This is a genomic window from Angustibacter peucedani (assembly GCF_054779595.1).
Genome location: NZ_BAAGXY010000034.1, coordinates 80,439 through 99,523, shown reverse-complemented (window position 1 = coordinate 99,523; position 19,085 = coordinate 80,439). Strand labels below are relative to the sequence as shown.

20 protein-coding genes are annotated in these 19,085 nt (G+C 72.6%); 8 read left to right on the top strand and 12 right to left on the bottom strand.

Annotation, left to right across the window (positions count from 1 at the left end; genetic code table 11):
- On the bottom strand, positions 1–460 hold a 460-nt coding region (locus tag ACYVJ4_RS08095), incomplete at its 3' end, for a hypothetical protein (RefSeq protein ID WP_460459603.1).
- A 44-nt stretch (positions 461–504) separates the two neighbouring features.
- Between ACYVJ4_RS08095 and ACYVJ4_RS08090 the strand changes: the two genes are divergently transcribed.
- Complete coding sequence (locus tag ACYVJ4_RS08090; RefSeq protein WP_460459602.1) at positions 505–1,440, top strand: DMT family transporter; 936 nt, start codon at positions 505–507, stop codon at positions 1,438–1,440.
- A gap of 85 nt (positions 1,441–1,525) precedes the next feature.
- Here ACYVJ4_RS08090 and ACYVJ4_RS08085 read toward each other — a convergent pair whose 3' ends face one another.
- A complete protein-coding gene (locus ACYVJ4_RS08085) occupies positions 1,526–2,134 on the bottom strand; it encodes a D-Ala-D-Ala carboxypeptidase family metallohydrolase (protein ID WP_460459601.1) in 609 nt (202 codons plus the stop codon).
- Positions 2,134–2,505: a hypothetical protein gene (locus ACYVJ4_RS08080; protein ID WP_460459600.1), complete on the bottom strand. Its 372-nt coding sequence runs from the start codon at positions 2,503–2,505 to the stop codon at positions 2,134–2,136. The genes ACYVJ4_RS08085 and ACYVJ4_RS08080 overlap by 1 nt, the downstream gene beginning before the upstream one ends.
- A gap of 167 nt (positions 2,506–2,672) precedes the next feature.
- Between ACYVJ4_RS08080 and ACYVJ4_RS08075 the strand changes: the two genes are divergently transcribed.
- A complete protein-coding gene (locus ACYVJ4_RS08075) occupies positions 2,673–3,698 on the top strand; it encodes an HpcH/HpaI aldolase/citrate lyase family protein (protein WP_460459599.1) in 1,026 nt (341 codons plus the stop codon).
- A 15-nt stretch (positions 3,699–3,713) separates the two neighbouring features.
- Here the strand turns inward: ACYVJ4_RS08075 and ACYVJ4_RS08070 are convergent, their stop codons facing one another.
- The gene (locus ACYVJ4_RS08070; protein WP_460459598.1) at positions 3,714–4,067 is read right to left on the bottom strand and encodes a hypothetical protein; all 354 of its coding nucleotides are present in this window, start codon (positions 4,065–4,067) and stop codon (positions 3,714–3,716) included.
- 287 nt (positions 4,068–4,354) lie between these two features.
- Here ACYVJ4_RS08070 and ACYVJ4_RS08065 point away from each other — a divergent pair, with 287 nt between their 5' ends.
- Entirely contained in the window at positions 4,355–5,563 is a 1,209-nt protein-coding gene (locus ACYVJ4_RS08065; RefSeq protein ID WP_460459597.1) for an acyl-CoA dehydrogenase family protein, read from the top strand.
- A 38-nt stretch (positions 5,564–5,601) separates the two neighbouring features.
- On the top strand, positions 5,602–6,114 hold the full coding sequence (locus ACYVJ4_RS08060) for a YflT domain-containing protein (protein WP_460459596.1): 513 nt from the start codon (positions 5,602–5,604) through the stop codon (positions 6,112–6,114).
- A 13-nt stretch (positions 6,115–6,127) separates the two neighbouring features.
- On the opposite strand, the gene ACYVJ4_RS08055 is transcribed toward ACYVJ4_RS08060, so the two are convergent.
- The 4 genes from ACYVJ4_RS08055 to ACYVJ4_RS08040 are packed head-to-tail and all read right to left on the bottom strand — an operon-like array spanning position 6,128 to position 8,849.
- Positions 6,128–6,553, bottom strand: a complete 426-nt coding sequence (locus ACYVJ4_RS08055) for a VOC family protein (RefSeq protein WP_460459595.1) — start codon at positions 6,551–6,553, stop codon at positions 6,128–6,130.
- Positions 6,553–6,717 carry a hypothetical protein gene (locus ACYVJ4_RS08050; protein WP_460459594.1) on the bottom strand — a complete coding sequence of 55 codons (165 nt, stop codon included), beginning with the start codon at positions 6,715–6,717 and terminating at the stop codon, positions 6,553–6,555. Before ACYVJ4_RS08050 ends, ACYVJ4_RS08055 begins: the two co-directional genes overlap by 1 nt.
- Positions 6,718–6,754: 37 nt before the next feature.
- On the bottom strand, positions 6,755–7,348 hold the full coding sequence (locus ACYVJ4_RS08045; protein ID WP_460459593.1) for a hypothetical protein: 594 nt from the start codon (positions 7,346–7,348) through the stop codon (positions 6,755–6,757).
- A 10-nt stretch (positions 7,349–7,358) separates the two neighbouring features.
- Complete coding sequence (locus tag ACYVJ4_RS08040; RefSeq protein WP_460459592.1) at positions 7,359–8,849, bottom strand: aminopeptidase P family protein; 1,491 nt, start codon at positions 8,847–8,849, stop codon at positions 7,359–7,361.
- A gap of 78 nt (positions 8,850–8,927) precedes the next feature.
- On the opposite strand from ACYVJ4_RS08040, the gene ACYVJ4_RS08035 reads away from it, so the two are divergent.
- Positions 8,928–9,569 carry a LysE family transporter gene (locus tag ACYVJ4_RS08035; RefSeq protein ID WP_460459591.1) on the top strand — a complete coding sequence of 214 codons (642 nt, stop codon included), beginning with the start codon at positions 8,928–8,930 and terminating at the stop codon, positions 9,567–9,569.
- Between the two features lie 9 nt (positions 9,570–9,578).
- Here the strand turns inward: ACYVJ4_RS08035 and ACYVJ4_RS08030 are convergent, their stop codons facing one another.
- Complete coding sequence (locus ACYVJ4_RS08030; RefSeq protein ID WP_460459590.1) at positions 9,579–10,067, bottom strand: DUF2505 domain-containing protein; 489 nt, start codon at positions 10,065–10,067, stop codon at positions 9,579–9,581.
- Between the two features lie 169 nt (positions 10,068–10,236).
- Between ACYVJ4_RS08030 and ACYVJ4_RS08025 the strand changes: the two genes are divergently transcribed.
- Positions 10,237–15,144 carry an NAD-glutamate dehydrogenase gene (locus ACYVJ4_RS08025; RefSeq protein WP_460459589.1) on the top strand — a complete coding sequence of 1,636 codons (4,908 nt, stop codon included), beginning with the start codon at positions 10,237–10,239 and terminating at the stop codon, positions 15,142–15,144.
- A 129-nt stretch (positions 15,145–15,273) separates the two neighbouring features.
- Positions 15,274–15,648: a PH domain-containing protein gene (locus tag ACYVJ4_RS08020; RefSeq protein ID WP_460459588.1), complete on the top strand. Its 375-nt coding sequence runs from the start codon at positions 15,274–15,276 to the stop codon at positions 15,646–15,648.
- Positions 15,649–15,734: 86 nt separating this feature from the next.
- Here ACYVJ4_RS08020 and ACYVJ4_RS08015 read toward each other — a convergent pair whose 3' ends face one another.
- The gene (locus ACYVJ4_RS08015; protein ID WP_460459587.1) at positions 15,735–16,067 is read right to left on the bottom strand and encodes a DMT family transporter; all 333 of its coding nucleotides are present in this window, start codon (positions 16,065–16,067) and stop codon (positions 15,735–15,737) included.
- Position 16,068: 1 nt separating this feature from the next.
- A complete protein-coding gene (locus ACYVJ4_RS08010) occupies positions 16,069–16,881 on the bottom strand; it encodes a DUF2785 domain-containing protein (RefSeq protein WP_460459586.1) in 813 nt (270 codons plus the stop codon).
- A gap of 58 nt (positions 16,882–16,939) precedes the next feature.
- Between ACYVJ4_RS08010 and ACYVJ4_RS08005 the strand changes: the two genes are divergently transcribed.
- Positions 16,940–18,403 carry a sensor histidine kinase gene (locus ACYVJ4_RS08005; protein ID WP_460459608.1) on the top strand — a complete coding sequence of 488 codons (1,464 nt, stop codon included), beginning with the start codon at positions 16,940–16,942 and terminating at the stop codon, positions 18,401–18,403.
- A gap of 92 nt (positions 18,404–18,495) precedes the next feature.
- Here the strand turns inward: ACYVJ4_RS08005 and ACYVJ4_RS08000 are convergent, their stop codons facing one another.
- Positions 18,496–18,744 carry a WhiB family transcriptional regulator gene (locus tag ACYVJ4_RS08000; RefSeq protein WP_460459585.1) on the bottom strand — a complete coding sequence of 83 codons (249 nt, stop codon included), beginning with the start codon at positions 18,742–18,744 and terminating at the stop codon, positions 18,496–18,498.
- Positions 18,745–19,085 lie beyond the last annotated feature (341 nt).

Here is a 19,085-nt window from a genome sequence, read left to right as displayed (position 1 = left end):
TCGTCGCCGGGCTCGGCACGGGCGCGGCCGCGCCGCTGCCCTGGTCGTAGCGGCCGGGCGCCTCGACCGGCGCGGTGCCGGGCTGCGGCGCCAGCCGGGTGATGACCGCACCGCTGCTGCGCCAGTGGTCCGGCAGCGCGGCGGGGGAGTGCGCGGCGTTGAGCCGGCTCGCGGCGAGGGCTTCGGCCGCGGGCAGCCAGCTCTCGTCGTCCGGTGCGAGGGTGGTGGCGGTGGTGGTCACCGTGAGCAGGCGACCGCCCGAGTCCTTGCTGCGCAGCAGGACGTCCACCGGTCCGTCGAGCGGCGGCAGCTCCTGCTCGCCCGGCCCGCCGACCACGAGCACCGCGTCGTCCGACCACACGTGCCAGGCCGGCCAGGCCCGCTGCTGCCCCTGCGGCCGCAGCCAGACCAGGCCGCTCTTGCCCGCGGCCTCGGCGAGCAGCGCTGCGTCCTCGCTCACGACCGGCAGCCTGCCACACGGGGGCCGCGTGAGAGGGTCCGGACGTGGGCGAGCACGAGCGGGACGGCGCGGCGCTGACCTTGCTGCTGCTCGCCACGGGCGTCGTGGCGGTGTCATTCTCGGCGCCGATCGCGGCGACGACCGCGGCCCCGGCGCTCGCGGTCGCGTTCTGGCGCAACGCGTTCGGCAGCCTCGCCGTCGTGCCGTGGGCGGCGACGCGGCAGCGGGCCGAGGTCGGGCGGCTGGTGCGCGAGGACCGGCGGGTGCTCGGCACGGCGGTGCTGTCGGGCGTGACGCTGGCCGTGCACTTCGGGCTGTGGGTGCCGAGCCTGCGCATGACGAGCGTGACCGCGTCGACCGCGCTCGTGGCCACGACGCCGTTGTGGACGCTGGGGATCGACGCGCTGCGCGGACGTCGTCCGAGCCGTGGCGTGGTGGCCGGCGTGGTGTGCGCCTTCGTGGGGGTGCTGGTCATCACCGGGCTCGACGCGACGTCCAGCCCGCGCGCGCTCGCGGGAGACGCGCTCGCGCTCGGCGGCGGCGCGGCGGCCGCCGGCTACACGCTGCTGGGGTCGTCGGTGCGGCGCACCACGAGCACCGCGACCTACACGGCGGTCGCGTACCCGGTCTGCGCGCTGCTGCTGCTGCCGGTCTGCCTGCTCGGCAGCCAGCCGCTGGCGGGGTACTCCGCGCGCACCTGGCTGGAGCTGGTGGCGCTGACGCTCACGGCGCAGCTGCTGGGGCACACGCTGCTGAACCGGGCGCTGCGGGTGGCGGGGGCCACCACCGTGGCGCTCGCGATCCTGCTGGAGGTTCCGGGGGCGTCGCTGCTGGCCTGGGCGTTCTGGCACCAGCAGCCGCCCGCGGCCACGGTGCCGGGGGCGCTGCTGGTGCTGGTGGGGCTGGGGGTCGTCGTCCGGGCGCGGACGACGGCGCGCCGGGTCGAGCGCGCCCTGGACGTCGGCACCGCCCCCGACTGACCCCTTCCCTCACCGGTGCCGGTTTCCCTCGCAGAAGCCGCTGCGAGGACCCGGCGAGCGGCATCTGCGCGGGAAAGGCTGCGGGCTACGAGGCGTAGATCCAGGTCGTCGGGTGCTGCTGCGACCCGTTCGTCAGGTTGTGGCCGCCCTTGTCGCGCGAGTCGACGTGGATGACCTTGTTGTTGGACTGCTTGAACCCCAGACCCCCGAACAGCTGCAGCTTCTCCTTCGCGTGCACCGTGAGGACGCCGTCGATGTCGGACGCCGCGCCGAACATGTGCTGGCTGGACGACGCGCCGCCGATCTTGGCGTTGTAGCGCTTGCAGCGGCAACCCGACACGATCCGCACCGGGCCGCCGACCGCGCGCCAGTACGCCTCCAGCCGGCGCACGTGCACGCGCTGCACCCAGATCCGCTTGCAGTCGGGGAAGTCACCGCCGCAGTGGCAGGCGAAGGACGTGAACGAGAAGTGCGCGCTCATCGTCGGCCGGCCGTGCTGGAGGTGGATGTACGAACGACGTAGCGCGTCGGACGTCGACTGGTCGAAGAACCCGCTGGTCGTCTCGAGCTCGTCGTCGAACGACCAGCCGATCTGGAACCCCTGCACGGCGGTCGAGAAGTGCCCGAAGGCGTTGTTCCAGCCGAGCTCGTTCAGGATGATCTTCGCCGCCGGGCGGCTGAGCATCGTCGGCATCAGGCACCGTCCCGTGCGTCGAAGGTCCGCAGCTCCTTCAGGTTCACCAGCGGCACGTCGCGGACGTCGAAGCCGAGCCCCTCCGAGCCGCCCTCGGTCGCCTCGGCCTCGATCAACGCGTTGACCGCGGCCAGGTCCGGCAGCTCCTCGTCGGGTGCGTCGTCCTGGTCGGTCACCAGCCCCACCGGGACGTCGGGGTCGACGGTCAGCTCGACGTTGTCGGGATGCGCGTCTCCCATGTCCGCCCCGAGCACGAAGCCCGCTTCCTGGTCCGCCGAGACCGCCGGGAGCTCCCGGGAGTCGGTGACGGGCTCGGCCGGGCCGACCCGGAACATCGCGGCGTCGTCGCCGCCGGTCTCGCTGTCCTTCATGGCGTGCTCCCTCCGGCCTCCCATGGAACTCCCGTCGCGGGGAGCCTTCAAGGGGACGAAACCGGCAGCAGGTGGGCAACGTCACGCGGTCGTGGCGGTGCCCTCGCGGTGACCCGTCGGTAACCTCGCCGACGACCCGCCACCGACACCGACCGACGGGAGCCCCGATGTCCCAGCCGACGACCGCCGCGCAGAGCGGACCGCTCGCGACGCCGGGGACCGCCCCGCTGGCCGGGCCGCGCGTGCAGCGCTCGCGTCGCTCGAACCTCGCCGTGCCGGGCTCGAACCCCAAGATGATCGGCAAGGCCAAGAGCCTGCCCGCCGACCAGGTGTTCCTCGACCTCGAGGACGCGGTCGCGCCGATCGCCAAGGAGTCTGCGCGCGCCAACATCGTGGCCGCGCTGACCGAGGGCGGGTGGGGCGACAAGGTGCGCACCGTGCGCGTCAACGACTGGACGACGAAGTGGACCTACGGCGACGTGATCGAGGTCGTCGGGGGCGCGGGCGCCGACCTCGACTGCATCATGCTGCCGAAGGTGCAGACGGCCGAGCAGGTCGTCGCGCTCGACCTGCTGCTCACCCAGCTCGAGACCGCGCACGGCTACGAGCCCGGCCGGATCGGCATCGAGGCGCAGATCGAGAACGCCCTCGGGCTGACGAACGTCAACGCCGTCGCCGCCGCCTCGCCGCGCGTCGAGACGATCATCTTCGGCCCGGCCGACTTCATGGCGAGCATCAACATGAAGTCGCTCGTCGTCGGCGAGCAGCCGCCCGGCTACGACGTGGGCGACGCCTACCACTACATCCTCATGCAGATCCTCATGGCGGCCCGCGCCTACGACAAGCTCGCGATCGACGGGCCGTACCTGCAGATCCGCGACGTCGAGGGCTTCTCCCGCGTGGCCGGTCGCTCCGCGGCGCTGGGCTTCGACGGCAAGTGGGTGCTGCACCCCGGCCAGATCGACGCCGCGAACGAGGTGTTCAGCCCGCGCCAGGAGGACTACGACCACGCCGAGAACATCCTCGACGCCTACGAGCACTACACGTCCGAGGCCGGCGGCGCGCGCGGCGCGGTGATGCTCGGGGACGAGATGATCGACGAGGCCTCGCGCAAGATGGCGCTGGTCATCTCGGCCAAGGGCCGCGCGGCCGGCATGGAGCGCGGCGAGCGCTGGACCCCGCCCGAGGACTGACCCGCGGTCGCGACCTCACAGCTCGCGCAGGTGGGGCAGGAGCCGTGTCGCCTCGGGGCCGAGCTGCTCGCGCAACCAGCGCTGCTCGCCGCGCGCCATGACCTGCTCGCTGCGGTCCGCCAGCGCGTCCACGAGATCCGCCGGATGCCGCACGCCGAGCAGCGCGACCAGCTCGTCCTGCTCGGCGTGGGTCAGCGTGATGAGGTACTCGTACTCGACGTCGCCGCCGAACGGCGAGGTCTCGCCGCGCATCAGGTGGTGCCCGTGGAGGCGCACGCCCTCGGCGCGCTGCCACGTCACCCAGGCGTGAAGGCCCGCGATCTGGTGGTGGAAGGTGCGGTGACGGCGACGTCGCGGCAACGAGAGCATCCACAAACCCTGCCGGAGGAGCGCCACCCGCCGCTCCCGTCGTCCACAGGCGCCAGGCAGCTGCCGGCGCGATGCGGACTCCACCGACAGGAGCAACGGGACTCGGCGCGTCGGGGCCGTGCTCAGCGGGCTGCCGAGTCCGCTGGTGCTCCTGTCGGTGGGGTCGCGGCGTGGCCCGGGCCACAGGTGGTGCTGCTCACACCGCGCGTCACCGGCGCCCACGACGCGCGATACTCGCCGGTAGCCACCCGACCCGGTCGCCACCCCGACGACGAGGAGACCACCAGATGGGCCGCCTGCAGCACACCGAGGGCCTCACCGAGGACCAGACCGAGCTGCTGAAGCTCGTGCACGAGTTCGTCGAGGAGCAGGTGCTCCCCGTCGCGACCGAGCTCGAGCACGCCGACGAGTACCCCACCGAGATCGTCGAGGGCATGAAGGAGATGGGGATCTTCGGCCTGATGATCCCCGAGGAGTACGGCGGCCTGGGCGAGTCGCTGCTGACCTACGCGCTGACGGTCGAGGAGATCGCGCGCGGCTGGATGAGCGTCAGCGGCATCATCAACACCCACTTCATCGTGGCCTACATGCTGCTGCAGCACGGCACCGAGGAGCAGAAGCAGAAGTACCTGCCCCGCATGGCCACCGGCGACCTGCGCGGCTCGTTCTCGATGAGTGAGCCCGGCTGCGGGTCCGACGTGTCCGGCATCCGCACCAAGGCGGTGCGCGACGGCGACGACTTCGTCATCACCGGCGAGAAGATGTGGATCACCAACGGCGCGACGTCCAACCTGCTCGCCGTGCTGGTGCGCACCGACGAGGGCCCCGAGAACGAGGGCAAGCCGCACAAGAACCTCACGACGTTCCTGGTCGAGAAGGAGCCCGGGCTCGGTGCGCAGCTCGACGGGACGCTGACCATCCCGAACAAGATCGACAAGATGGGCTACAAGGGCGTCGACTCCACCGGTGCCGTCTTCGACGGGTACCGGACGACGTCCGCGCAGGTGCTGGGCGGCGAGACCGGCCGCGGTTTCTACCACATGATGGACGGCGTCGAGGTGGGCCGCGTCAACGTCGCGGCCCGCGCGTGCGGCGTCGCGATGCGGGCCTTCGAGCTCGGCACCGCGTACAGCCAGCAGCGCGAGACGTTCGGCAAGAAGATCGCCGAGCACCAGGCCGTGCTGTTCCGCATCGCCGAGATGGCCACCAAGGTCGAGGCGGCCCACCAGATGATGGTGATGGCCGCGCGGCAGAAGGACTCCGGCCAGCGCAACGACCTCGAGGCCGGCATGGCCAAGTACCTCGCGTCCGAGTACTGCAAGGAGGTCGTCGAGGACGCGTTCCGCATCCACGGCGGCTACGGGTACTCCAAGGAGTACGAGATCGAGCGCCTCTACCGCGAGGCGCCGATGCTGCTGATCGGCGAGGGCACGGCCGACATCCAGCGCATGATCATCGGACGACGGCTGCTGGAGGAGTACCGCCTCAAGGGCTGACCTAGGGTGGAGCCCAGACGTCTGCCGAGGAGGACCCCATGGCCGTACCCGGACCCGCTGCCCGCGGTGGCATCCGCCGTCCGTCGCTCGCCCTCGACTTCCCGCAGTCGCTCGGCGTCTTCGACAAGTACGAGGACGCCCAGCGTGCCGTCGACCACCTGTCCGACAAGGAGTTCGCGGTCCAGAACTGCATGATCGTGGGCACCGACCTCAAGCAGGTCGAGCGCGTCACCGGCCGGCTGACCTACTCGCGGGCGGCGCTCGCGGGAGCGGCCTCGGGCGCCTGGACCGGCCTGTTCGTCGGCGTCCTGCTGAGCCTGTTCACCACCGGCAACGCGTTCGCCGCGATCCTCACCGGCCTGCTGATCGGCGTCGGCTTCGGCATCGCGTTCGGCCTGGCCGGCTACGCGGCCACGGGTGGGCGCCGCGACTTCACGTCGGTGTCGCAGGTCGTGGCGACGCGCTACGAGGTGCTCGTCGAGCACCGGCTGCTGGCCGAGGCGCAGCAGCTGCTGGCCGACATGCCGGGCCGGCCGCAGCAGCCGCTCTGATCCCGCGCGGCCGCTAGCCCGCCAGCCACAGGCAGAAGGGGTGCCCGGCTGGGTCGAGGCACACCCGCACCTCGTCCTGGGGCTGCTCGTCGGCCAGGCGGGCGCCGCAGGCCAGCGCGTGCTCGGTGGCGGCCTCGAGGTCCTCGACCCGCACCTCGAGGTGCAGCTGCATGTGCGGGTCGCCCGGGCCGGCCGGCCACACCGGTGGGGTGTAGGCCGCCTCGAGCTGGAACGACAGCGCGGTGCCGCCGCCGGGCGGTCGCAGCATGACCCAGTCGGGCTCCTCGTCGGTGATGGTCCAGCCGAGCAGCCGCTCGTAGAAGCGGGCGAGGCCGGCCGGGTCCAGCGAGCTGATGTTGACGGTGCTCACCGACGGGTTGCCCGGCGGCCGGGCGCGCGCGGCGTCGTCCGCGCCGTCGTCCGCGCCGTCGTCCGTCATCAGCCGGGCAGGGGCTCGGGGTCGGGGAAGCCGGGCATCGGCTCGTCGGGCACCGGCACGGGCGGCTCGGCCGGCGGCACGCCGTCCGGGTGCGACGGCGGGGGCTGCGGCGAGGGGCTGGGCGCGGGGTCGGGCGGTCCGGGCAGCGGGATGGGTTCGCTCATCACCCCACCATGACCCCGGGGTGCGACGTCCGCCACCTCAGCTCAGGCGGTAGGACCCGCGCGAGATCGAGAAGCCGTGCTTGCTCGGCACGTGCACGCACCGCACGCCGTCCTCGTCGCTGTCGCAGCGGATGCTGCCGCGCTGCACCGAGTCGCCGTACTCGAGCGCGTCGCCGCCCTCGACCCGGTCGTCGGCGCACACCAGGCCGGACTTCTGCGGCGTCACGTAGACGCCGGACCCGTACGTGGACGTGCAGCTCGCCGGTGTCTTCGGCGGGTCCCAGTCGCGCTCGGTGATGTCGCAGCGCGCCTCGTCGGGCGTGAGCCGGCAGCGGATGTTGCCGGACGGCGAGACGAACTCGACGGCGTCCTGCGCGGTCGCCGTGGCGCTGGGGCTCGCGGTCGAGCCCGCGGCGTCGGTGGCGGACGACGCCGCCGCGCCGTCCTGCGTCGGCGTGGCCGAGCCCGTGGCCGTGCCGCCGCTGGCGGGCTCGCCGTCCGCCGGGGCGAACAGGCCCTTGAGCCCGAAGGCCAGCGCCAGCACGCACAGCACCCCGAGCGCGCCGACGGCCACCACGGTGGACGTCCGGCGACGCTCGCGGGGGACGTCGGGGAGCGGGGGCAGGCTCACGGCAGCAGGGTCACGGCAGGAGGGTCGACATCCATTGCTCGACGTCGTCCGCGGTGCGCGGCAGCGCGGCCGACAGGTTCTCGCAGCCGTCCTCGGTGACGACCACGTCGTCCTCGATGCGCACGCCGATGCCGCGCAGCTCCTCGGGAGCCAGCAGGTCGTCGGCCTTGAAGTACAGGCCGGGCTCGACGGTCAGCACCATCCCGGGCCGCAGCTCGGCCTCGAGGTACTGCTCGCGCCGCGCCTGCGCGCAGTCGTGGACGTCGATGCCGAGGTGGTGGCTCGTGCCGTGCACCATCCAGCGCCGGTGGTGACCGCCCTCGTCGCCCAGCGTCGTCTCGACGTCGACCGGCAGCAGGCCCCACTCGACGAGGTGCTCGGCGATGACCTTGATGGCCGCCTCGTGCACGTCCTTGAACTTGTTGCCCGGCTTGCAGGCCGCCATGCCGGCCTCCTGCGCGGCGAGCACGGCGTCGTAGACCTTGCGCTGCGCCTCGCTGAACGTGCCGGACGCCGGCAGCGTGCGGGTGACGTCGGCCGTGTAGAGCGAGTCGACCTCGACCCCGGCGTCGACCAGCACCAGGTCGCCCTCGCGCACCTCGCCGTCGTTGCGGATCCAGTGCAGCGTGCAGGCGTGGTCGCCGGCCGCGACGATCGAGTCGTAGCCCACGCCGTTGCCGGCGTGCCGCGCCACCAGGCCGAACTGGCCCTCGACCCAGCGCTCGCCGCGGCCCTTGCCGACGGCGTCCGGGAAGCTGCGGACGACGGCCTCGAAGCCCTCGGCGGTGGCCGCGCAGGCCCGCCGCATCTGCTCGACCTCCCACTCGTCCTTGACCAGCCGCAGCTCGGACAGCATGACCAGCAGCTCGTCGTCGAGCGCCTTGTCGGCCTCGAGGTCGCGCTCGGCCGACTGCTCGCGAGCCGCGTCGACCGCGGCCACCAGCTCGTGGTCGGCGTCGCGGACGACGCGCACGGCCAGCGTGCCGACGTCCTTGGTGACGGCGTCGGGCAGCTCGTCGAGATGACGCACCTCGATGGCGAGCTCGGCCTCCATCTCCTCCAGGCTCGGGCGCACGCCCACCCACAGCTCGCCGTAGCGCGCGTCGGAGTAGAACTCCTCGGTGTCGCGGCCGGCGCGGGGGCGGAAGTACAGGACCGCGTCGTGGCCGCCGTCCTCCTTGGGCTCGAGCACCAGCACCGAGTCGGGCTCGCGGTCGGCGCCGAGACCGGTCAGGTGCGCGAACGCCGAGTGCGGCCGGAAGACGTAGTCGGTGTCGTTGGAGCGCACCTTCAGCCCGCCCGCCGGCACCACCAGGCGGTCGCCCGGGAACGCCGCCGAGACCGCGTCGCGACGGGCGGCCGCGAAGGACGCGACGTCGGCGCGCTGCGGCAGGTCGGCCGGGCGCGGTGCCCAGCCCTGCGCGATGAACTTCTTGAACGCCTCGGACGTCGGGCGCGCACGGTGGTCGGTCTTCTTCGGCTGCTGCTCGCTGCTCTCCACCCGGCCATCCTGGCACCTGGCCCGGGGAGCGCGTAATCCACTTCCCTGCGCGAGGGCCGGTCAGGGATCCTGATGATCATGGGCGCAGCGGTGGTCGCCGGCGTCCTGGCCGGTCTGGGCATCGCGATGCCGGTGGGCGCCGTGGGCGTCTACCTGGTCTCGCTCACGGCGCGGACCGGCGTGCGGGTCGGGGCGGCCGCGGCGCTGGGGGTCGCGACCGCCGACGGCCTGTACGCGACGGCCGCCGTGCTCTTCGGCTCGGCGCTCGCCGGACCGATCGGCGCGGTCGCCGGGCCGCTGCGGGTGGTGGCGGCGCTCGCCCTGGTGGCGGTGGCGGTGCACGTCGTGGTGCACGCCGTGCGCCAGGGACGGGCCGACGCAGCGGCCGCCGCTGTCGGCGAGGCCGTGCACGAGCCGGCGCACCCGACCGCGCTGCGCGCCTACCTCGGGCTGCTCGCGCTCACGCTGACCAACCCGGCCACCGTCGTGTACTTCGTCGCGCTGGTGGTGGGCAACCGGTCGGCGACGGCCGAGACGGGCGCGCTCGCCGTGGTGTTCGTGGCCGCCGTGCTGGCGGCGTCGGCCGGGTGGCAGCTCGTGCTGGTGGGCGGCGGACGCCTGCTGGGCGCCGTCGCCACCGGCCACCGGGGGCGGCTGGTGACCGGGTTGGTCGCCGGCGCGCTCGTGCTGGCGCTCGCCGTCCGCACCCTGCTCGCGTAGCGGTCGGGGTCAGCCGAGCCAGTCGCTGCCGACCTCCTGCTCCTTGGTGATGGCGGCGCGCATGGCGGGCTCGGCGGCCTTCTCGACCTTGCCGCCGATCAGCGGCAGCGAGGCCTTGAGCTCGCCGTCGACCCGCTCGACGGTGCCGCCGCCCTCGGCGGTCATGACGATCTCGCCCTTGAGCCGCACCGGCGCGCCGGTGATCTCGACGACGACCGTGCCCTGCCGGCCGCCGTCCGCGCCGGCCGGTCCCCAGTGGTCGACGCGCATGACGTCCAGGGTGTCGCCGACGAACTTCTTGACGAAGTCGGGCAGGTCGTCCGAGGGCAGCTTGCGGGTGGTCGTGATCGTCGCCCCGCCGCCCGCCTCCTCGACGTCGACGCTGTGGTCGATGGCACCGGTCTCGGTGCAGACGCGGTCCTGGAACGCCGGGTCGAGCAGCATCGCGAACACCGCGTCGGGCGCGGCGGCGTAACGGATCTCGGCGGTGAACTTCACGGACGGCTCCTCGGTCGGGGCGGTGGCGACGGGGGTCGCGGCCCACGCTACGGCGCCCGGGTGGCGTTCGCCCAGCCGTGCGCCGGCGACGCCGGGGGCAGCGGTAGGGTCGCAGGAGCGGCACGCAACGGCGCGTGCCTCGACGTCACCACCAGAGGTCACAGGAGTCATGGCGCACTCGCCGGCGGGGTCCAGGTCGCAGCTGCTCGAGAAGGCGGCCGCGCTGGCCGACCGGTCGCAGCACGACGCCACCACCACATTCCTCGCCCGGTACTACCGGCACGTCCCGGACGACGACCTGCTGACCCGTCGTCCCGAGGACCTCATCGGTGCGGCCGCCAGCCAGCAGGAGCTCGCCCGCAACCGTCCGGTCGGCACCGCCAACGTGCGGGTCTTCACGCCGAGCGTCGACGAGCACGGCTGGGCCAGCGGCCACACGGTCGTCGAGATCGTCACCGACGACATGCCGTTCCTCGTCGACTCGGTCACCGCCGAGCTCTCGCGCGTCGGCCGCGCGATCCACCTGGTGGTGCACCCGGTGATGACCGTCCGCCGCGACGCCACCGGTGTGCTGCAAGAGGTCGTCGAGGGCGTAGGCCCCACCGAGGAGCTCCCGTACGACTGCGGCCGCGAGTCGTGGATGCACCTCGAGATCGACCGCGAGACCGAGCAGGCCGACCTCGACCAGCTGACGTCCGACCTGCGCGGGGTGCTGGACGACGTCCGCGACGCGGTCGAGGACTGGCCCAAGATGCGCGAGACCGCGACCCGGCTGGCCGCCGAGCTGGGCGAGCAGCCGCCCGCGGGGGTGCCGGCCGAGGAAGTCGCCGAGGCGCGACGGCTGCTGAGCTGGCTGGCCGACGACTCGTTCACGTTCATCGGCTTCCGCGAGTACGCGCTCGAGACCGAGGACGGCGAGGACGCGTTGCGCGCGGTCAACGGCACCGGCCTCGGCATCCTGCGCTACGACCAGCGGGTGTCCGACAGCTTCGGGCGCCTGTCGCCCGAGGTGCGTTCGCGGGCGCGCGACCCGCAGGTGCTGATCCTCACCAAGGCCAACTCGCGGTCGACGGTGCACCGGCCGGCGTACCTCGACTACGTGGGCGTCAAGAAGTTCGACGCGAGCGGTGCCGTCGTGGGCGAGCGCCGGTTCCTCGGCCTGTTCACCTCGGCGGCGTACACCGAGTCGGTCACGCGCGTGCCGGTGATCGACTCGAAGGTCGCAGAGGTGTTGCGCCGCAGCGGTTTCTCGCCCGAGAGCCACAGCGGCAAGGACCTGCTCGAGATCCTCGAGACCTACCCGCGCGACGAGCTCTTCCAGACCGACGTCGACGACCTGTACTTCATCGCCACCAGCGTGCTGCACCTGCAGGAGCGTCGTCGCACGCGCCTGTTCCTGCGCCGCGACGACTACGGCCGCTACATGTCGTGCCTGGTCTACCTGCCGCGCGACCGCTACACGACGCAGATGCGCCTGCGCATGGAGGAGATCCTGCGCGAGGCGTTCGACGGCGAGTCGGTCGACTACACCACGCGCGTCTCGGAGTCGGTGCTCGCGCGGCTGCACTACGTCGTCCGGGTGCCGCGCGGCGTCGCGATCCCGGACGTCGACGTGCAGGCCCTCGAGGACCGCCTGGTCGAGGCCACCCGCACCTGGGACGAGGACTTCGCGGACTCGCTGCGCGCGGACGTCGGCGAGGAGGAGGCCGCGCGGCTGCTCGCGGTGTACGGCAAGGCGTTCCCGGAGGCGTTCAAGGAGGACTTCCCGGCGCGCGTCGCCGTCGCCGACCTGCGCCACGTCTGCGCCGTCACCGAGGAGGACCCCGCGACCGACGAGCCGCGGATGAACCTCTACCAGGAGCCCGGTCGCCCGGCCGACGAGCGGCGGTTCAAGTTCTACCGGCGGGTGCCGCTCTCGCTCACGCGCGTGCTGCCGGTGTTCAGCCACCTCGGCGTCGAGGTGGTCGACGAGCGTCCGTACGAGCTCGACCTGGTCGACGGGTCGAGCGTGCACGTCTACGACTTCGGCCTGCGATACGCCGTCCCCGGCGCGCCGGACGGCTGGGCGCGCGAGCAGGCCGACGTCGCCCGGGCGATGTTCCAGGACGCCTTCGCCGCGGTGTGGGCGGGTCGGGCCGAGAGCGACGGCTTCAACGGGCTGGTGCTCGGCGCCGGCCTGACCTGGCGGCAGATCACGGTGCTGCGCGCCTACACCAAGTACCTGCGCCAGGCCGGGCTGACCTTCAGCCAGGACTACGTCGAGTCCTGCCTGCTCGCCAACGTGGGCATCGCCCGGCTGCTGGTGCGGCTGTTCGAGGCGCGCTTCGACCCCGACCACCTCGGCTCGAGCGCCGACGCCGAGGCGCGCACCGAGACGTGCGAGGCGCTCACCGAGGAGATCACCGGGGCGCTGGACGACGTCGCCAGCCTCGACCAGGACCGCATCCTGCGCGCGCTGCTGGGCGTCGTCCGGGCGACGTTGCGCACCAGCTACTTCCAGGTCGACGACGCGGGCGACGCCCGCAGCTACCTGGCCCTCAAGCTCGACCCGCACCAGGTGCCCGACCTGCCCGAGCCGGTGCCGGCGTTCGAGATGTGGGTCTACTCCCCGCGGGTCGAGGGCGTGCACCTGCGGTTCGGCAAGGTCGCGCGCGGTGGCCTGCGCTGGAGCGACCGGCGCGAGGACTTCCGCACCGAGGTGCTCGGCCTGGTCAAGGCGCAGATGGTGAAGAACGCCGTCATCGTGCCGACCGGCGCCAAGGGCGGGTTCGTCGCCAAGCAGCTGCCCGACCCGAGCGACCGCGAGGCGTTCATGGCCGAGGGCATCGCGTCGTACCGCACCTTCATCTCGGCGCTGCTCGACGTCACCGACAACCTCTCGGGCAGCGGCGACGCGGCCACCGTCGTGCCCCCGCCGCGCGTCGTCCGGCACGACGGCGACGACACCTACCTCGTCGTCGCCGCCGACAAGGGCACCGCGACGTTCAGCGACATCGCGAACGACGTCGCGACGTCCTACGGCTTCTGGCTCGGCGACGCGTTCGCCTCCGGCGGCTCGGCCGGCTACGACCACAAGGCCATGGGCATCACCGCCCGCGGCGCGTGGGAGTCGGTGAAGCGGCACTTCCGCGAGCTCGACCTCGACACCCAGACGCAGGACTTCACCGTCGTCGGCGTCGGCGACATGAGCGGCGACGTCTTCGGCAACGGCATGCTGCTGAGCGAGCACATCCGGCTGGTGGCGGCGTTCGACCACCGGCACGTGTTCGTCGACCCGACGCCCGACGCGGCGTCGTCCTTCGCCGAGCGCCGCCGGCTCTTCGACCTGCCGCGCTCGTCGTGGGACGACTACGACCGCTCGCTGATCAGCGCGGGCGGTGGCGTCTGGCCGCGCACCGCGAAGTCGATCCCGGTCAGCGCCGAGGCCGCGGCGGCGCTGGGGCTGGGCAAGGGCTCGACGTCCTGCACCCCGGCCGAGCTGATGCGGGCGATCCTGGCCGCACCGGTCGACCTGCTCTGGAACGGCGGGATCGGCACCTACGTCAAGTCGTCGTCCGAGAGCAACGCGGACGTCGGCGACCGGGCCAACGACGCGATCCGGGTGAGCGGCAACGAGCTGCGCGTGCGGGTCGTCGGCGAGGGCGGCAACCTCGGTCTGACCCAGAACGGCCGCATCGAGGCGGCGCTGCACGGCGTGCGCGTCAACACCGACGCCATCGACAACTCGGCCGGCGTCGACACCTCGGACTACGAGGTCAACATCAAGATCCTGCTCAACGCGGTGGTGGCTGACGGCGACCTCACCACCAAGCAGCGCAACACGGTGCTGGCCGACATGACCGACGACGTCGCCGCGCTCGTGCTGCGCGACAACTACGAGCAGAACGTGCTGCTGGGCAACGCGCGCGAGCAGGCGCACCCGATGCTGCCGGTGCACCAGCGGCTGATCCGCGCGCTGGTCAAGCGCGGGGCGCTCAACCGCGCGCTCGAGTTCCTGCCGAGCGACGCGCAGATCGCGCGCCGTCACGACGAGGGGCTGGGCCTGACCTCGCCGGAGTTCTCGGTGCTGGTGGCGTACTCGAAGATCACGCTGGCCGACGACCTGCTGGCGAGCTCGCTGCCCGACGACCCGTGGTTCGCCGCGACGCTGCGCGCGTACTTCCCGGCCGAGGTCGTCGAGCGCTACGGCGACCGGCTCGAGCAGCACCCGCTGCGCCGCGAGATCATCACCAACTCGCTGGTCAACAACCTGGTCAACCGCGGCGGCATCACCTTCGCCTTCCGGGTGCAGGAGGAGACCTCGGCGACGCCGGTGCAGGTGGCCGAGGCCTACGTCGTGGCCCGCGAGGTCTTCGACCTCACCAGCTTCGTGCGGCGGGTCGAGGCGCTCGACAACCAGGTGCCGACGCGCGCCCAGACGGCGGTGTACCTGGAGTTCCGCCGCCTCATGGACCGCGCGGTGCGCTGGCTGCTGCAGACCCGGCCGGCCATCACCGACATCGCGGCCGAGATCGAACGGTTCTCGGCGGTGGTCGACGAGCTGCGACCGCGGGTGCCCGACCTGCTGGTCGGTGCCGAGCAGCGGCGGCTGCACCGGCGCACCAAGGAGCTGCTCAAGCTCGGGGTGCCCGAGGACCTCGCGGCCGACACCGCCTCGCTGCTCGACGCCTACTCGCTGCTGGACATCGCCGAGATCGGGTACGACACCGGCACGGCGCACGCGCAGGTGGCGCCGCTGTACTTCCTGCTGTCCGAGCGGTTCCAGGTCGACACCATGCTCGGGCTCATCACGGCGCTGCCGCGCGACGACCGGTGGGACGCGCTGGCCCGGGCGGCCCTGCGCGGCGACCTCTACGCGGCGCTCGAGCAGCTGACGACGTCCGTGCTGCAGAGCACCGACGCGGACGACGAGCCCGCCGACCGCATCGCGCGGTGGGAGAAGTCGAACCACGAGGCGCTGGAGCGGGTGCGCGAGATGGTGAGCGAGGTCAGCCACCTCGACCGCACCGGCATCGCGGCGCTCTCGGTGGCTCTGCGCGGCCTGCGCGGCGTGGTGCGCAGCAACGCCGCCACCTGACCCCCGACGGCAGGGCACCTTCTTGAGAATTCGCCTTACCTGGGCCGCTCCGAGGGCCATCTCCCCAGAAGGTGCTCCCGAGAGGGACGGTGCTATTAGCCTCGGACTTCCACCACGAGGGGGCCAAAGATGATCGACTTCCAGAACGCCAGTTACATCAAGCTCGGAAAGATCGACTACCAGCAGGTCGCGTCTCAAGTTGACCCGCTTCTCATCGACGGCGAGCAGGGTTTCATGGCGTTCAAGGGGATCCGTGACTACATCGTCTTCACGAGCAAGCGGATCATCGCGGTCAATGTGCAGGGCATCAGCGGGAAGAAGAAGGACTTCACGTCCTTGCCGTTCGCCAAGGTGCAGGCCTTCTCGGTCGAAACCGCCGGAACGTTCGACCTGGATGCCGAGCTCGAGCTGTGGTTTTCAGGCCTGGGCAAGGTCCGGTTCGAGTTCAAGGGAAACACCGATGTCGCTTACCTGAACAAGCTCATCGCTCACTACGTCCTCTGAGTGCGCGTTTCCCCGCACTCTCTTGGGAGATCGCCCTCCTTGGGCCGCTCTGGGGGCGAATTCTCAAGAACACTCCCCAAGTGCGGTCAGTGGTGGGCGTCGGTGCCGCTGCTGACCTGCAGGCCGATGACGCCGACGACGATGACGGCGATCCAGAAGGCCTTGGACCAGCTGGCCTGCTCGCCGAACAGCCAGATGCCGAGCAGTGCGACGGCCGCGGTCCCGACCGCCGACCAGATCGCGTAGGCCACCCCGACCTCGAGGTCCTTCAGCGCCTTGGCGAGCAGCGCGAAGCTCGCGACGTACCCGACGACCACGACCACCGACGGCCACAACTTGGTGAACCCGTCGCTCGCCTTGAGCGAGACGGTCGCGGCGATCTCGGTGCCGATCGCGGCGAACAGCAGCGCCCAGGGCACCTCACGCCTCCGCGGTCCCGGACGACGACCCCGACCCGGACGACGACCCCGCGGCCGGCGTCGACCACGGCCACAGCTCGCGCAGCGCGTCCGACAACCGCGGCAGCAGGTCGGCCGGCGGGTCGACGTCCTCGATGCCGAGGCTCAGGTGCAGGTGCAGCGCCGTCGCCGTGGCCACCACGTTGAAGGTCACCGGCTCGACCGGTCCGGGCGGCGCCGTCCGCCAGGCCGCTGCGAGCGCGTCGACGACGCGGGCGCGGTCGTCGTCCGAGATCACCGGTGAGCTGAGCAGCCGGGCCAGCGCGTACGCGATCCGCGTCTCCTCGGTCTGCACGAAGCGGTAGTCGGTAGGCCGGAACAGCCGCGCGATCACGGTGTCGAGCAGCCGGTTGACCATGGCGCTGTCGCCGTGCCGCGAGACGCCGAGCTCGTCGACCGCGTCGCTCCCGTGCGCGAGGGCGTGCAGCCAGCCGCGCTCGGGGTCGTGGCCCTGCACCTCGTCCTCGGTGAGCCACCAGGCGAGCAGCGCCTCGACAGCGCGGTCGACGTCCGCGCGCTCGAGCTCGTGGGTGTCGTCGTCGTGCCCGACCACGAGTGCGACGAGCAGCGGGGCGAACGCCCGGCCCGGCACCTCGGGGTCGCGGTAGAGGTCGGCGGCCGCGTCGAGCAGCGCGGCGAGGTGCCCGTCGGCGCCGCCCTCGCCGATCACGCGGGCGAGCGTGGAGTACGCCCCGGCGTCGCGGACGGCGGGGTCGGGCGAGCGAAGGTCGGCGACGGTGGCGGCGAGCTCGGCCGGCAGGGCGGGGTTCGTCATGCGGCCATCCTGGCGCACGCACCGCGGCGCCCCTGCGTAGGCTCGGGCTGTGCCCTCGATGACCGACCTCGTGCACGAGCGCACCACGCTCGACGACGCGGACGTCGAGTGGCTGCGGCTGCTGGTGGGCGACTGGCAGCTGCTCTCGGACCTGTCGTTCGCCGACCTCGTCCTCTGGGTGCAGGTGCCCGACGGCTGGCTGGCGGTCGCGCACGTGCGCCCCACCACCGGGGCGACCGCGTTCGTCGACGACACCGTGGGGCTCGAGGTCGCGGCCGGCCGTCGTCCGCAGATCGACCAGGCGTTCGCCGAGCGGCGCATCTGCCGCGAGGCCGACCCCGACTGGCGCGACGACGTCCCGGTGCGCGAGGAGACGATCCCGGTGGTGCGCGACGGGCACGCCGTGGCGGTGCTCGCCCGGCACACCAACCTGTCGACGATGCGCACGCCGAGCCGCCTCGAGCTCGCCTACCTGCAGACGGCCGACGCGCTGGCGCTCATGGTGTCGGAGGGCGGCTTCCCGGTGGTGGGGTCGCCGACCGGTCCGCGGCGCGGCGCCCCGCGCGTGGGCGACGGCATGCTGCGGCTGGACGGCGAGGGGCTGGTGCTGTTCGCGAGCCCGAACGCGGTCTCGGCCTTCCACCGGCTGGGCCACGACCGCGAGCTGGTCGGCCAGTCGCTCGCCGAGGTGACGACGCCGTTGCTGCGCGAGCGCGGCCAGGTCGACGAGGGCCTGCCGCTCGTGCTGATGGGCAAGGCGCCGTGGCGCGCCGACCTCGAGGGGTCGAGCACCGTGCTGAGCGTGCGGGCGATCCCGCTCGCGGTGGGCGGACGACGGGACGGCGCGCTGCTGCTGGCCCGCGACGTCACCGAGCTGCGCCGGCGCGAGCGGCAGCTGCTGAGCAAGGACGCCACGATCCGCGAGATCCACCACCGGGTGAAGAACAACCTGCAGACCGTGGCGGCGCTCCTGCGGCTGCAGTCCCGCCGGCTCGACGACCCCGCGGCCCGCACCGCGCTCGACCAGGCCGAGCGGCGCGTCGCCGCGATCGCCCTCGTGCACGAGACGCTCTCGACCGGCTTCGACGAGACCGTCGACTTCGACGCCGTCGCGATGCGCGGGCTCTCGACGCTGGCCGAGGTGGCCCGGCCGGGCGGGGCGATCCGCACGGTGCACCAGGGCACGTTCGGCCGGCTGCGCGCGGAGGACGCGACCTCGCTCTCGCTGGTGCTCACCGAGCTGGTGCACAACGCGGTCGAGCACGGCCTGGCCGGCCGCGACGGCGTGGTGACCGTCTGCGCCGAACGCACCGGCGAGGGCGTGACGGGGGAGGACCGGCTCGTCGTCCACGTCACGGACGACGGGGTGGGGATGAGCGAGAACGGCCTGCACGCCGGGCTGGGCAGCCAGATCGTCAAGGCCCTCGTGCACGAGCTGCGCGGGACGATCACCTGGACGTCGCCCGACGAGGGCGGCACCGACGTCCGGCTCGACCTGCAGCCCCGCCCGCTCGACGACTGAGCTCCGGGGGCGAGGCCGCGAGCGGTCGCGGGCACGACAACGCCCCGGTCGCGATGACCGGGGCGTCGGGTGGTGCGGCTGCCGTGCGGGGGTCAGACCGCCCGGCGGGCGCGGGCGTTGCGGCGCTTGAGCGCGCGACGCTCGTCCTCGGACAGCCCGCCCCAGACGCCGGCGTCCTGGCCGGACTCCAGCGCCCACTTCAGGCACACGTCGGTCACGGGGCAGCGACGGCACACGGCCTTCGCCTCCTCGATCTGCAGCAGGGCGGGTCCGGTGTTTCCGATCGGGAAGAACAGCTCGGGATCCTCGTCGAGGCAGGCAGCGCGGTGGCGCCAGTCCATCGGGATCGATCTCCTGTCATGTACGGGGTACGTCGGGCGGCGCGTCAGTGGGGTGCGGCACGGGGTTCGGCCACGGACGTCGGCGTCGCATGATCATCATCGACGCTCGCGGGCCGTTTGTGAAGGCCTTCACGAGCGTTCGCGTCAGCAGAACGCGCGGTTCACCTGACGTGTTCCAGCCTCACACCTGCGCGGGGCCGCGCACAAGGGGTATCCGTGATCGTCCTGTGATGATGGGTGAGGCATTCGTCACAGAGCGTAGACGGCGCGCCGGGTGGTGATCACCGTCGGTCGTCGTCCTCACCCTCTCACAGGGCCGTCTCCCGCCCGGACGTCGGGGC

Excerpts from the sequence above, each read along its gene's own strand:
- ACYVJ4_RS08085 (WP_460459601.1), bottom strand. The coding sequence starts at position 2,134 with ATGCCGACGATGCTCAGCCGCCCGGCGGCGAAGATCATCCTGAACGAG.
- ACYVJ4_RS08080 (WP_460459600.1), bottom strand. The coding sequence starts at position 2,505 with ATGAAGGACAGCGAGACCGGCGGCGACGACGCCGCGATGTTCCGGGTC.
- ACYVJ4_RS08075 (WP_460459599.1), top strand. The coding sequence starts at position 2,673 with ATGTCCCAGCCGACGACCGCCGCGCAGAGCGGACCGCTCGCGACGCCG.
- ACYVJ4_RS08070 (WP_460459598.1), bottom strand. The coding sequence starts at position 4,067 with ATGCTCTCGTTGCCGCGACGTCGCCGTCACCGCACCTTCCACCACCAG.
- ACYVJ4_RS08065 (WP_460459597.1), top strand. The coding sequence starts at position 4,355 with ATGGGCCGCCTGCAGCACACCGAGGGCCTCACCGAGGACCAGACCGAG.
- ACYVJ4_RS08060 (WP_460459596.1), top strand. The coding sequence starts at position 5,602 with ATGGCCGTACCCGGACCCGCTGCCCGCGGTGGCATCCGCCGTCCGTCG.
- ACYVJ4_RS08055 (WP_460459595.1), bottom strand. The coding sequence starts at position 6,553 with ATGACGGACGACGGCGCGGACGACGGCGCGGACGACGCCGCGCGCGCC.
- ACYVJ4_RS08050 (WP_460459594.1), bottom strand. The coding sequence starts at position 6,717 with ATGAGCGAACCCATCCCGCTGCCCGGACCGCCCGACCCCGCGCCCAGC.
- ACYVJ4_RS08035 (WP_460459591.1), top strand. The coding sequence starts at position 8,928 with ATGGGCGCAGCGGTGGTCGCCGGCGTCCTGGCCGGTCTGGGCATCGCG.
- ACYVJ4_RS08025 (WP_460459589.1), top strand. The coding sequence starts at position 10,237 with ATGGCGCACTCGCCGGCGGGGTCCAGGTCGCAGCTGCTCGAGAAGGCG.
- ACYVJ4_RS08020 (WP_460459588.1), top strand. The coding sequence starts at position 15,274 with ATGATCGACTTCCAGAACGCCAGTTACATCAAGCTCGGAAAGATCGAC.
- ACYVJ4_RS08010 (WP_460459586.1), bottom strand. The coding sequence starts at position 16,881 with ATGACGAACCCCGCCCTGCCGGCCGAGCTCGCCGCCACCGTCGCCGAC.
- ACYVJ4_RS08005 (WP_460459608.1), top strand. The coding sequence starts at position 16,940 with ATGACCGACCTCGTGCACGAGCGCACCACGCTCGACGACGCGGACGTC.
- ACYVJ4_RS08000 (WP_460459585.1), bottom strand. The coding sequence starts at position 18,744 with ATGGACTGGCGCCACCGCGCTGCCTGCCTCGACGAGGATCCCGAGCTG.